Source organism: Psychroserpens sp., from assembly GCF_034670085.1.
Lineage (GTDB): Bacteria > Bacteroidota > Bacteroidia > Flavobacteriales > Flavobacteriaceae > Psychroserpens.
This window is the reverse complement of the sequence record NZ_JAXMOD010000010.1, coordinates 45,862-61,030: the sequence shown is the minus strand read 5'-3', so window position 1 is coordinate 61,030 and position 15,169 is coordinate 45,862. Positions and strand designations below refer to the sequence as shown.

The following is a 15,169-nucleotide window of genomic DNA, read 5'->3' as shown; positions in this document are numbered from 1 at the left end:
CTCTATAGTTTTTTTTTTAATTCAACAATTATATGATTGACTTCTCCTGTTCTGTCGAATAGTTTTTTACTAGTTTCAATATCTGTTTCTAAGGAATGAAATGCTACAATAGATCCATCACTCAATACTACCTTAATTTTATTTTCGTTAGAAATTTTATAAATAATTGGAACCTGACAATAGGTGAAACAAAGTGAGTCTTTTTCTAATTGCAATGTTTTTACAACTTTGTTGACATCTGTATATGTAAACGTTTTAGATTCGGATAAAAACTCTTTACGTCGCAATAATCTCGGATTAAATAATATGACACCATTTTTTACAAAAACACCTAATTCCCCAAACCTACAAAGCACATCTTCTTTTACTTGTCCTGTCATTCCTGGCTGCTGCGCTCCTTTACCTGCTGGTGTATGCGAATAAGGATCTGTTGGAAACGCACCATATAATTCTGGAGATTTATGCACACCTATACCTTCATTTATTTCATAATAATGTTCTAGTAATCTTCCGATTACTTCTTCGCTTTCATTTTGGTTTATAGCTAACAAACAGTTTTCTTGAACCGCTAAAAGCAGTTTAGAAACCATATGCCAATAAATGGAACCTAAACCTTCGTATCCGAAAAATGTTCCAGATCTTCCAGTAAACGATTTATGATCAAATAGCGCTTCGAAAATTTCTAACAAAAGTGACCTTTCAATAGTAATTAGTGATTGGTATTTCTCTTTTGGTAATTCGTTTAAAGCATCTTTTAAACTATCAGCATTATTAAAATTGCCATTGAAATGATATTGACCAATACTATCTTTTTCTATAATTTGTGTATTACCATCTGCTAAAAGTTGTTGCAAAAGTTTTGATTTTACTACTGATGCATGTGGAATATTATTCTTATCTACAAATCGAGGCAACTCCTTATTAGGATATAAAATATAACTGTATTGATCCTCTCTAAAAAGGGCACTTGCTTTTAAACCGTCTAACAGATTTAGAGCTTCTTTTGGTTGTAGATACCCAGAGCTTAACACAGCCACTTGTCCTTCTAACATTTCAGATAAATAGGAAATAGATATTTCAGAATCGCTTTTAACAGTCATTAAGTTATAAGCATGATACAAATTATCTTCCCTTTTATTAGCAGCAATTGTATGATCTAAATGTTGTTTTAATACCTTGAAAAACCCTAATAAACTATCTTTAGAAATAGCATGTTTATCGCTAGTGAATCCCGAATCATAAATACGAGTTCTGTAATTACTACCTGCAGTTCCTAATCCATCTAATATCGTTTTTCTTTCTATGTCTGAAATTTTACTAGACAGCACATAAATAGTTTCACTTAAAGTACTTACTACGGCATTGAAAAAAGTTGTTAATTCGATTGACACATTATAGGCCTCATCTGAAGAGGTTTCTACTATGTCTTCAAAGAAATTTATAAAACGTCTTAGATAATACAAGGTTACCATTGAAACTCCATTACCAACTAAAGCGTTGTTTGCGTCATTCCATTCTGGTCGTTGTGTATTGAGCCATATACCTCCTTCTGGAATGAAGTTAGATACTTTCGCTAAGACGGTCGCTAATAGCTTCTCAATTAAATTGACTTTATGTATAAAGGAATTTTGATCTGTCAACAAGGCTCCATCGGCACCTAATCTATCTTTCTCTAAATGTATCTTTTCGTTTAGTTCGTTATCAAAATCTATTGTGTCCTTTGGATTCTTTAAAGTGTCTTGGTAATTCTTGATTTTGTAAGGTACATTTGCATATACAAACAAGTCTTGAGCAAAGCAACTTGACAATTTATTTGGATAATGATTTTCAATAAACTCTAAAAACTTAAGCAAGTAAATGATTTGATGATCACCCCAATATCCTATGTATGACCACGGATCATCTTCTTCAATAACCTCCCAATCAAAACCATCTTTTGTAACTCTATACGGATTATAACCCTCGAAGGTCGTAGCATTAAAAAACTTGTGAATCATGCCTTCTATAAAAACCGGATAAGAATGTGCTAAAGCTTCCCAGTTCTGAAAGATATCTCTCCAGTTCCCTTCATAATCTAAAATTTTAGAACCATCAACTTCACTTCGGGTGTTGATTGAAAACTTGTTCCATGGTCTACTAGGATCACCATGTCTTCTACTAAATTTTAGAGGTAAATATTCATAACAAAGTCTTTTGAAGTTTTTATCTTCATCTAAATCTGCTATTTTTTTTATATAATTTACATCAAAAACATCTGGTAAATCGCTTAAAACTTCTTTTTTATTGTGTGCGACTTTTTTATTAGCTTTTGCAAAATATGTTGTAAAATCTTCCTTTTCAATTTGATAGTTATCATCAAAAATACCACCTCTCATAATATTGAAAAGTGTATTTGCAAAATGTCTTGTATTTCTTAATTTATTATCGCCAAGCTGAATTCCATCTGAAGCACCAACAAGTTCAATAAGATGATTTGTTCCGGCATCAATGTCTTTCTGAATTAGGTTTTCAAGATCAACATTGCTTTTTATTGTTTCAGAAATAGCATTTATAGCACTAATAGTTTGATTCACATTAGCCACAAACATCCAACTGTTATCACTATTAGGCTCAATACTTAAATTCTTGGAAATAAAATAAGCTCCTTTTTCAGCTTTTATATCTTTTTCTTGAAAAACGTCTTTACCTTTTCTGAAGTTATTTAGCTGTAAAGAAGATATGAGATGTGTAGGATTGTCTAATCCTGACGACCAAACTATATTTGATTTTAAGGCTTCACTAGGTTCTGCTTTATCAACAATAATAGCACTTAAGGCAAAGATTCCAATACCTGAATCTGATTCTAATTCACATTTCTTATAGGCATCAACAAGATTACTTGCAGAATTCTGGAAATCTGAAGCCAAACCATAAGGCAAAATATTTTGAAGTCCATCAAGTATGGTTACATCAACCTTTTTATCTGAATTATTGATAATTCTAGCTTTTCTAATAAAACCATACTGATTACTAGAATTCCATTCATATCTAAAGGAGATCCCTAAATCATTATTAATTTCTTCAAAAAGCACCTTATTCCCATAATTGTTTTTATAGAGATTTCTCTTAATGTTATAAACACCTTCATATGTATTTGAAAAAGGTTCCCATAAAAACGTTTTACCGTCAAGATGCACTTGAATTATGGTTTTGCTTCCTGTAATTTCTGCAGACTCCGTTATTTTGTCATCTGTGTAATATGGAAACAATGCATTATTAGCATCTTTTCTACCAGCAGTTAAAGCTCCATTACTAGATATAAACATCCAATGATTAGAATTACTAACAATACTCATGAAAAATGGTCTCATTTTATCACTGTTAGAAATCTTATAATACACTTCACCATCAATGGTTACTAAATCTCCTTTGACTTCGTTATCATGGAATGAAGCAGGTTTATTTCCTATATATATTGGGTTTATACTCATTCTTTTTATTACTGGTTGGGCTCTTCTATTTTGAGTTTACTATTGTTTTATAAAATTCAATTTAATTTGAAAAGGTCAAGCTGTTAACTCAACCTTATTCAAATAATTACTTAATTTAGACAACTCATTAATTTTGTTAAATCAAATATTTATACTTGTGAATACATAATTATTGATAGACTCTTACGTAATCAATTTCCATTGTGTCTTCAGTAAATGCTGGATCTATATCTCCTCCAAGACTTCCTCCCATCGCAATATTCAATATTAAAAAGAAATCACTTTCAAAAGGTAAATCTGGTGTGTTTGCAACCGTGTGAAATACTGTATCATCAACTAAGAATATAATCGTATCTGGTCTCCATTCTACAGTATAGTTATGAAACTCAGAAGTTGACGTTGTTAAAAACAGACTATCACTATCTCCTTCTCCTGGCGATACTGCAGGATGATGAACAGTAGCTAGTACTCTATTTTTATCTTGTCCTGTTTGTTCCATGATGTCAATTTCTCCACATCCAGGCCAAGTATTTGTTTCATAATCTTCACCTAACATCCAAATTGCAGGCCATGTACCTTGCGACATAGGCAATTTCGCTCTAACTTCAACTCTTCCATAAGTGAATTCATATATATTTTCAGATTTTAATCGAGTAGAAGAATAGTTGTCACCTCCAGTTGAAATCGCAGTAATTTTAAGCAATCCATCTTCAACAATTACATTATCTGAATTATTGGTATAAGTTTGCAATTCTTGATTTCCCCAACCACCTGCACCAAGGTCGTATGTCCATTTAGAAGCATCAGGAGCTCCATTAGTATCAAACTCATCAGACCAAGCTAAATTATCATAAACTGTATTAAATTCTTGACCTGGAAGTGTCGTTGTAAACATTTGATACCAAACTATAACTGGATTAATAGCATCCTGAAACCTTACATAGAGAAAGTCATTTTCAACATGTAAAATCTCATACGATGAAGCACCTGCATAGTAACCCATGAAAGCATCATTAGTAAAATTCATAACAGTTCCTCTTGGTTCTGGAAAAGCTGGATCAGCAATTTGAGACCAATCTGTTGAGGAAGGCGCAAGTGTTACCTCACTAACACCAGAGGTATCAAACTCCCAACATGTATCTGAAAATTCTCCAAACGTTTGTCCAACTACAGCTCCATGAGCCCAATTAAAGAATGTATTTCCATTATTTTGTTGAGAAAAAGTTAAATCACTATCTGCACTTAATTCAAATGTTAAATTGAAATCACAAAAGCAGTCTGAGTCTGCGCTTCCACATTTTCCAAAGGCAGAAGTAGAATCATATTGAGGAAACCAATGTCCATTTAGATTGCCATCATCACCAAGATCTTGTTCTAATGTTGGTCCAACTCCTAAGTGACCATCCTGGTCTAATTTTGGATACCAAGTTTTTGAAGAACCAATACCTCCACTTAAAAATATTTTTGCCTCTAAATCGTCAAATGAGCTAAATACTTGAATTTCGATCGTACCAGTAGTAGAAACTCCACCAGTTCCCGTTGCGCTAACAACAACAGTATACGTATTTATACCACTAATGGAGTAACGATGTGTATGTACTCCAGATGGCACAACTTCATTTTGTCCATCACCAAACATAATATTATAGTTTAATGCATTATCTGCTGACGCTGTGAATTTAACAAACCCACTTCCATCACCAAATGGATTATCGACATCAACTCCTACAACCTCTGCAGTTATTACTAAATTAGTTGGTGTAATTATATCTCCTACTTCTGCTTCTTCCTCCTGGCAATTGACAAAAAATGCCATAGTAAGAATCAAAGTTGTTATTTTAATAAAATTTTTCATATCAATTTTTCTTTTATTGTTTTACAAGTTTATATTGCCAGAACACGCCTGAACCAGATTCAATATATACGTTTATTGTATTTGCATCTGCAAAAGTAACGTTGTATGTAATTGAACTCGGAACGGCTACTGATGGTAACTCTCCTTCATTATTTGCTTTTGCAAGTCCTAAAAATGCTCCCACACCATTAAGCGTTATTGTACCAGCACCTTCGTCATAAACATAAGTTGCAGGATTAGAACCATCATGAGGTGCTACTGGAGTTCCACATGAATCTCCTCCACCTTGCCATCCTTCAGTCCAACTCTGAGCACCTAAATTATTAGTAAAAGAACCATCAGATCCAAATACATATGTGTCGTCGAAGTAGCAATCTCTTAAAGTAACACAATCGGCATCACATGAGAACCAGCTAATATCTCCTACTGAAGGTCCAACACCAAGTGATCCAGCTTCAGGTGCCATAACCCAAGTTCCTTCTATTGGACTAGAACTTACGGCGTCTCTAACCATTTTATATTGCCAAAATACACCTGCTCCTGATTCCACATAAACATCAATAGAATTAGCCCCTGTGAATGTCACATTATATGTTATAGAGCTAGGAACTGCAACAGCTGGAAGTTCTCCTGCATTGTTGGCTTTCGCAAGCCCTAAAAAGGCTCCTTCTCCATTTAAAGTAACAGTGCCACCAGCCTCATCGTAAATATAAGTAGCAGGATTTGAACCATCATGAGGTGCTACAGGAGTTCCACATGAATCTCCTCCACCTTGCCATCCTTCAGTCCAACTTTGAGCACCTAAATCGTTAGTAAAAGAACCATCAGACCCAAATATATATGTATCGTCAAAGTAGCAATCTCTTAAAGTAACACAATCGGCATCACATGAGAACCAGCTAATATCTCCTACTGAAGGTCCAACACCTAAAGCGCCTGCAACTGGAGCCATTCTCCAAGTCCCTTCTAAACCTTCTGCCGCTGTGGTTGCCTCTCTATAGAAATACACATTATCGATAAAGAAATCGAAAGTACCTGTAGGTAAGCCCGAGAAAATTAATTGTTGAATAGAATTAATTGATGCCATTCCTGCATCTGTAAAATCACTCATTGGGATATCTATTGACACCCATTCATTTTGAGGTAGATCTTCAAAAACAAGTTCTGCTTCCGTAGCTGTACCACCTAAGTCTACTAATTTAATTCTGAAAGTTGTAGCATTGACACTCCAAAAATCTAAATGAAATGCATCCATTTGACTAGCGTCAACTGCATCAGCACCATAGAATTCTACACCAACAAAATCAGCATCAGCATAAAATTTTGTATCATTTCCTTCAATTTGAAGATCGGTTAATGTACTTGTACTCCAATCTGATCTCCAAGAACTTACATTTACGTCAAGTGTATACGCATTACTAAACATTGAAATCACATCAGAATCTTGTCTAAATGGTGGTATTGGAGCTGCAACTAAAGGTTGAAGTATTTCAGTAACTTCAAATTCTTCAGTATACGATGTAGTTTCTACTGCAGCACTCATTGCAGTTACAGTAATCGTATAAGTGCCTGCATTTTCATAAATAAAAGATGTAGGATCATCAATATTAGTCATGATTACTGTATTTGCTGGATCTCCAAAATCTACTTCATAAGAAATTGCAAAATCAGCAGACGCAGTAACATTTACTTGCTTTGAAACAGCCGCATCATTTTCTATAGTTACCATTAAGTTTTCAGGAGCTTGAAACGACACTACAATGGTTTGAGCAACAGTAGTTGTTAAGCCGTTTAATCCAACTGCAGTAATTGTAGCTTCATATGTACCTTCTTCATACGTGTGAGTTACACTATTCCCTGGATTAATTCCTTCTTCAGGTTCTGATTGATCACCAAAACCAATACTAAAGTTAGTCACGCCTTCACCTAATGGTGTAATTGTAACTAAACCAGTATTATCTTGTGTCACAACAACATTTGCAGACACATTTGTTGGAGCAGTAATGCTATCAACAAAATCGTTATTATCATCGTCTTGCGAGCAACTATAAATTGTTATTGCTACAAGACAAATACTAAATACATACTTTACTATTTTCATTTTTCCAATTTTTATTTTTTAATATCCTGTATTTTGTTCCCAATTATTTCCTGCTAATTCAATTTCTATTCTAGGAATAGGAAATAAAACATTTTTTGCAGTAAAATTTGGTATAGAGTTGGTTTGACCAGTTCTTACTTGGTCAAAAAAGCGATGTCCTTCGCCTGCCAATTCTAATCGTCTTTCATTAAAAATATCTTGAGTTAAATTACTTCCAGAAGTTTGAATGTCATCTAAACCTGCTCTATTTCTAACTAAATTGACATAATTTTTTGCTTTCGTATCATCAAGTCCGCCTCTATTAAAAGCTTCAGCAGCCATTAATAAAACATCTGAATATCTAATAGCACGATAATTATTACTATGTGTTAGGTTTGGATCATTCTCTTGTGATTCTGCATAAGGAATATATTTTTTATTATAATAACCTGTATAATCAATTGGGTTACCAATACCAAAAGTGACATCTGGTCTTTCCATAACAAATGCTTCCATATTTAATATTGTAGCATCTCGTCTAACATCATCTGCAGTATAGGCATTGTAAATTTCTTCGGTTGGAGGATTGAAACTAAACCCTTTAGTAAATGGAGCAAAATTACCTCCAATAAATCTTGGCCCCATAAATCCGACAGCTATATTTCCTTCAACACATTGAAAACAATCGAAACTTCCTCCTTCACCACTGAAATATTGTACCTCAAAAACAGATTCAATATTGTTTTCATTAGAATTTAAAAATATAGTTGCAAAATTTTCTACCAATTGATATTGACCAGAATTAATAACCTGATCTAAAGCAATCGCTGCTTCTTGGAATTTCTCTTGATATAAATATATTTTTCCTAGTAATGCCAAAGCAGCTCCTTTGGTTGCTCTTCCACTTTGGGCTTGTTGCCAAGGAAGACTATTAATTGCTACTAATAAATCTGCTTCAATTTGAGCATACACTTCAGCTTTAGGCGATCTATCAATTGATTGTGACTCTTCTATTGTAAGTCGACCATCAACATATAATGGTACATCTCCAAAAAACTTAACCAATTCGAAATAATAATACGATCTTAAGAATAGGTTTTCAGCAAGCAATTCATCTTTACCTTCAAAATCTATTTTATCTTGAAATTCAACAATATAATTGGCACGACTAATTCCTGCGTACATCCACTGAAATATACTACGCAACGCTCCATTGTCTGGTGTATGGGTCATATCATCTATTTGTTGCCAGTCTAGTACATCTGTTGGTGATTCTCCACCACACAAACTATTATCTGACGCGATTTCACCTAAGATATTATTAAGAAAGGTTGTAGATAGCAAATCATAAACACCTACTAATGCATCTTCATAATCTGATTTTGAATTGAAGAAATTTTCAGTATTCTCTTGTCCTTCTGGTAATATTTCTAAATAATCTTCACATGCCATACATGTTAAGATTAATACTATAGCTGTTATTTTTTTAATATTCATGTGTCTTGATTTAAAATGAAACATTGATACCTGTTGTAAACGTTCTTGCTTGTGGATATTGTCCTAAATCAACACCAGCACCTAATGGACTAGCATTTGAAACATCTGGATTGTATCCTCTATATTTAGTAAATGTGTACAGATTGTTTACTGATACATAAATTCTAAATTTGTCTAGATTTAATTTCTCTGAGACCGACCTTGGAAGAGAATAGCCTAACTGCACATTTTGTATTCTTAAGTAAGAACCATCTTCTACAAAATAGTCTGAAAACAAATAATTATTAGAAGCAGTATTGGAAGCTCTAGGAACTGTATTTGATGTTCCTTCTCCTGTCCATCTATTTAGATAAAAATTTGGTTTATTGCTATAGGTTAAAAATCGTTCGTAACTACGAGCAATATCATTACCTATTGAAGCATATAATGAGGTTCCAAAATCAAAATCCTTATAGTTTACATTTAAATTGAAACCCATTGTATAATCTGGAATAGGATTTCCAATTACCTTTTGATCATCACTACTACCATATTCTACAACACCATCGCCATCTACATCGACATATCTTATATCACCTGGACTTGCACCAGATTGATAAGGTGCATCTAAGTTATTTATAACTCCATCGTTATTAGTATCTGTATTTAATGCATCAATCTCAGCTTGGTTTTGATAGATTCCGTCCGTTTGTAATCCATAAAAGACACCTATTGGCAATCCTGTTTGGAATCGAGATGTTGTTTGGTTTAATCCAAAAAGACCTCCAGGAATGAAACCTGCTGCATTATTAACTTTTAGCGCTTTGTTCTTAATACTTGTAAGTGTGTAGCCAACACTAACATTTAAGTTGTCATTAAAGTCATACTTATAGTTAATACCTAAATCAATTCCTTTATTTTCGATTGTTCCTGCATTTACAAAAGGTGCTGAACTACCACCTGCAGTTGAACCTAAAAGTCCCGAAACTTCTGGTACTAACAGTAAATCTTCAGTTGTCTTTTTATAATAGTCAACAGTTATGTTCAAGTTATTGTTGAACATGCTTAAATCAACACCGATATTCACCTGTTCATTAGTTTCCCATCTTAAATCTGGATTAGCCAATGCACCAACGGCGTTTCCAAATGTCAATAAATCATCAAATGGATAGGTAGCTTCACCAGTTGTTCCTTGTAAAAGACCTAACCATCTGTAATTACCAATTTTATCATTACCTGTAATTCCCCAACTTCCTCTAATTTTAAGTTTGTTAATGATGTCAACTTTGAAAAAATCTTCGTTAGAAGCAACCCAACCACCAGAAATAGATGGGAAGTTACCTACTCTATTATTAGGTCCGAATTTTGTAGAGGCATCACGTCTTACCATTGCTGATAAAACATACTTACCTTGATAATCATATTGGATTCGACCGAAGAATGAATACCATCTATTTTCATTTCTACCATCAGAAGATGTTACTAAATTTGAGGTTACTTCATCATCAACAACTTGTATAATAGAATTTGAGTTACCTAGATAGGCATTATTCCAAGTGTCTGGTCCACTATTTAAGGGGCCAGAACCAAAAAATCCTTTATAAACTTCACTTCTAATAGATGCTCCTAATAAGACATTAAAATTATGTTTATCATTAAAAGACTTACTATAATCAACAAAATTCTCCCAAGTATAATCGAAGGCATGTTGTGTGTTTTCAGCAACAGTACCATATAAATCTCTTGAGCCATCATCATTTCTATCTGTTAAAAAAGCTTCAGGATTATCAGGATCTAACTGTACGTTATTTACTACTTTTCCAGGACCATAATATTGAAGCGGGAAATAAGATCTGCCTCCAAAGTTTGAATAATTAAAATTAAGCCTAGATGTCGCTTTCATATTTTCTACAACATTATATTCTAATTCTAATTTACCAGTGAAACGATCTGCATAGCCTTCATTAAAAGTATTATTAATAAGCGCTAGTGGATTTATAATTTCTATTCCTTGCTCTTGTCCTATGTATGCATAACCTCCTGAAATATTTGAAGGTGTAGACGCATCAAAAACTGGAGTTAATGGAGACGCATTTAACGCATAGTACAATGCAGAACCTCTTCCACCTTCAGGAATGCCTTTACTTCTAATATTTGTATATAATAAAAATGTATTCAGTTTCAATTTTTCAGAAATATCGAAACCTAAATTATTTTTGATAGTCCATCTTTGATAATTAGATTTATCACTTGCAATGATACCATCTTGAGCAAAATAACTCGCACTAAATCCGTAAGACGTCGTTTCAGATCCACCAGTAATACTTAGGTTATGGTTAAACATTGGTGCTCTACTAAATAGTTCATCCTGCCAATCTGTATTGGTATCTAAGGCCGATAAATTTGGATAAGGTAATGGATTACCATCTGCAGCTTCAGTTTCATTAACATAAGTGGCATACTCATAATTGTTAAGTAAATCTATTTGATTATCTGCTTCTTGAATGGTGTAATATGAATTATACGAGAATTTTGTTTTACGGTTTTTCTTTCCAGTTTTGGTTGTAATAAGTATTACTCCATTGGCACCTTGTACACCATAAATTGCAGAACTGGCATCTTTAATGATATCCATTTTCTCAATATCATTAGGATCAATGATACTTAAATCATTTCCAATATTTACACCATCGACTATTACTAACGGTGAATTATCACCATTTGTAGTAATTCCTCTAATTCGTATATTAAGAGCTGCACCAGGAGATCCCGAATTTGCATTTACTTGGACACCAGCAGCACTACCTTTTAAAGCTTCTTCGATTCTCGTTGGATTAGTTTCAACAATACTCTCAGAATCTAAACTAGAATAAGCTCCTGTGACTAATTCTTTACGTTGTGAACCATAACCAATAACCACGACTTCGTCTAACGACTCAGCGTCTTCTATTAATATTACGGTTAGTGGCTCATCATTTTTAACAATGATCTCTTGATCTTTAAAACCAACATAAGTGAAAACTAAAACCGAATTGATAGGTACATTTTTAATTTCAAAATTACCATCAAAATCTGTTGAAGCTCCTCTAGATGTGTTTTTTACAAGTACATTTACTCCGGGTAAAGGATCCCCAGAAACTTGATCAGTTACTGTTCCTCTTATGTCGACCTCTTGACTTATTGCCAAAGAAGTAAATAATAAAAAGACTAAGGATAAAATTTTTGTCGTCATATTGATTTGTTTGTTATGTAGTAAAATTATCACTTGTGTATGTGAAATCAATAAAAAATGCCTGTACAAAAAACATACATAGCAATAAAAAGCACTAAATTTTAAGAAACCCTCAAAAAACTACTGTTTGCAAGGGGTTTATTGTATTATAAATATACGTAATTGCAATTCGAAATAGTTATTAGACACATATTGTAGTGTTAATGTATAGGCAAAATCGGCATTCGTATAGTTGCTATATTTCAAGAATATAATTTGTTAAGCTAGACTCATGTGGTAAATTCATCTTTTTTCTTAAACGATAGCGTTTTACCTCGACACTTTTAGTGGAGATATTTAGTAATGGAGCAATCTCTTTAGAAGACAAATTAAGCCTTAAATACGCGCAAAGTTTTAGATCATTTGGCGTTAAAGACGAATGTTTAGCCTTGATTTTTTTCAAGAAATCTTTATCAGCATTGTTGAATGCTTCTTCAAAGAATTTCCAATCATCTGTATTGTTTAGGTTTTTATCAATTATTTTAATAACTGGGTTGATACCTTCTGTTTTATTTACACTTTTAAGTTCATCTTTAATGCTGTTTAAAAACTCATTCTTTTTAATCAAACTCATTGTAGATATTGCTAACTCACGGTTTTTATTATCGATATCTAATCTTAATTGGTTATTCTTTAAAGCCATTAACTCTTGAGCATTTTCTAATTCTTTAACTTCAAGCTCTCGCTTTGACTGCTCTATTACTTTTCGTTGTTGGTTTCTGTAATATTTGCGATAATAATAATGTATAATTAACAGCAATATAATTGTTGAAAGCACATATAAAGCAATAGCCAAATTAGATAGCAATACTGGTCGTTTTATAGTAAAAGTATACGAGGCTACATTAGTAGTTAATACATTACCTGCTTTTCCTCGAACATTAAATGTATAGGTTCCGAAAGGAAGGTTTTCAAATTTGTGTGATGAATTCTCTGACCATTCAGACCAATTATTAGATAAGCCTTCTAACTGATACTGGTACTTATTGTCAATAATCTCTCCATAATTCGCAAAACTATAATCGAAACTTATATTGTTTCTTTTGTTAGGAAAAGTAGCTTTAACTGACGGATCTAAGACCTCTTTTGGCTGATCTAGTTCATTAACTTCTAGATTATTTATTACGATCTCAAATTCCTTTTTAGGAGGCTCAATATTATCATTTATAATCAGGTAGCCATTATACTTACCAACCAAATACTCATTACTACTTATTTTAGTAACATTTTCAAAGCCAGCAACAACATTTTTGATAGAACTAGATACTGGGAACAATCTCAAATTTGGTTTATCACTCATTCCTCCATAAGATATAAATGCTATATTATCATCTGCATAGCGCCATAACATATCTTTCTCGCTATTTATTTTCATCATTGTCGTTACATTTTTAAATGGTTTAAACAATGATGTAAATGACGAGTCTAATTCAAATTTCTGATTTTTATTTTGCTTAAATGCGCCTTCGGAAGACACATAAATCAATTCTCCATTATAATTAAAGGCATTAGAACCAACACCTTTATAAATATTTTCAATTTTCTTTAACTGCTCTACTTTTTTAAAGTCACTATCAATTTTTAATTCAAAAAGTCCTTTCAATTCATGATTTACATAAAGTCTATCATTTGCAAATTCAAAAAATCGACTAGAAATATCAATTCCTTCTATTTTATTTCTATAAACCCAACGATTATAGACCTTTGCCAAAACATTAAGTCCTTTATAATTACCCTGTAAAATTAAATTGGGATGATTTGGAATGGTCTTAAAACCCCAAGTTCCAATAGCGTACTCTAAGGTATTAATTATGATATCATCTTCAATAATTATGGTGCCTTTATTATGACCACAAAATATTTTACCATCTATATTCGCTAAAGCCCAAACTTGACCATTAGTACCTTCCATAAAACGAAACGCCTCAAGAGAACTTCTTTTCTTATAAAACAAACCTTGATTCGTTCCTAAATAGAGCTTGTCATCTATAGCTAAGGATGCATATACGGTTCCTAACTTACCACTATCATCCTTATATATATTATAAGGAGAAGTCACATCAATAAAGCTAATACCATTATCGAGACCTAACCATATATTATGATTTATATCTTGGAAAATAGATAAAACTGTATTATTAATTAATCCGTAATCCTGGTTTATTGTATAACTAACTTCACCCTCTGGAGACATAAAAATGACACCATTAGAAATGGTACCCAATGCAAAAGAGTCATCCTTCAATTTAAGACTACTAAATACATTTGACTTCAATAAGATCTCATTAGCTGAAATATCCCATTGTTTTAAGGCCTTAGAATCTAAAATAAAGAAACCTTTCTCCTGTGTTTGAATTATGAATTTATCAAAATGACGAAATGCATTTATGACTTTATTAGATTTTAAAATAGGATCATCAGAAACAATTTCAGATTTACCATTCATAATTTTAAATAAACCAATACCTTTTTTCTGAAAATAAAAAACATCATCAGAAACAATCATATTTGATAGTTCAGTTTCGGAATCTATAAATTTCAGGGACAGTGTTGATGTATCAACAATATAAATTCTATTTAAAGACTGAAAAAGCACCCAACCTTCAGAAGAAATGATTTTCCAAATTTGTTCGTCTTCTACTAGATTGATTTTAAGTTTTTGTGATAAGGATGTGTATTCGAGAATACCTAGATTATTGCGCTCCCAATACCCAAATTCCATATAACCACCTGAATAAATTCGATCGTTAACAACCTCTAAAGACCTAAGAACAGTTTTATTAGGTGACTCATATAATTTCCATTTTGCGCCATTATATTCTAATAGTCCTAAATTATTTGCAACGTAAATATGATTGTCATTTCCTTGAGAGATAGCCCAATTTTGATTTTCTGCATTATAGATTTGAGTTGTAAAACTTTGTATAGGAGGTAATTCTTGAGCGAATAGCATACAAGAACACAGAAAAATAATAAATGATTGGATTAACTTATTGGTGGTCATAGTGAAACAAATA

Annotated in this window: 6 protein-coding genes; all 6 read right to left on the bottom strand. The window is 32.7% G+C overall.

The genetic code is table 11. The features are described 5' to 3' along the window. Window positions 1–2 precede the first annotated feature (2 nt). Window positions 3–3,470, bottom strand: coding sequence for a hypothetical protein (locus tag VOI25_RS15000; protein WP_323789906.1), 3,468 nt, complete (start codon window positions 3,468–3,470; stop codon window positions 3–5). 169 nt (window positions 3,471–3,639) lie between these two features. Further along, complete coding sequence (locus tag VOI25_RS14995) at window positions 3,640–5,325, bottom strand: glycoside hydrolase family 16 protein (protein WP_323789905.1); 1,686 nt, start codon at window positions 5,323–5,325, stop codon at window positions 3,640–3,642. A 13-nt stretch (window positions 5,326–5,338) separates the two neighbouring features. Then, window positions 5,339–7,426, bottom strand: a complete 2,088-nt coding sequence (locus tag VOI25_RS14990; protein ID WP_323789904.1) for a hypothetical protein — start codon at window positions 7,424–7,426, stop codon at window positions 5,339–5,341. Between the two features lie 18 nt (window positions 7,427–7,444). Next, window positions 7,445–8,902, bottom strand: coding sequence for a RagB/SusD family nutrient uptake outer membrane protein (locus tag VOI25_RS14985; RefSeq protein ID WP_323789903.1), 1,458 nt, complete (start codon window positions 8,900–8,902; stop codon window positions 7,445–7,447). Window positions 8,903–8,912: 10 nt separating this feature from the next. Continuing rightward, complete coding sequence (locus VOI25_RS14980; RefSeq protein WP_323789902.1) at window positions 8,913–12,113, bottom strand: TonB-dependent receptor; 3,201 nt, start codon at window positions 12,111–12,113, stop codon at window positions 8,913–8,915. A 235-nt stretch (window positions 12,114–12,348) separates the two neighbouring features. Continuing rightward, on the bottom strand, window positions 12,349–15,156 hold the full coding sequence (locus VOI25_RS14975) for a triple tyrosine motif-containing protein (RefSeq protein WP_323789901.1): 2,808 nt from the start codon (window positions 15,154–15,156) through the stop codon (window positions 12,349–12,351). Between the last annotated feature and the right edge of the window lie 13 nt (window positions 15,157–15,169).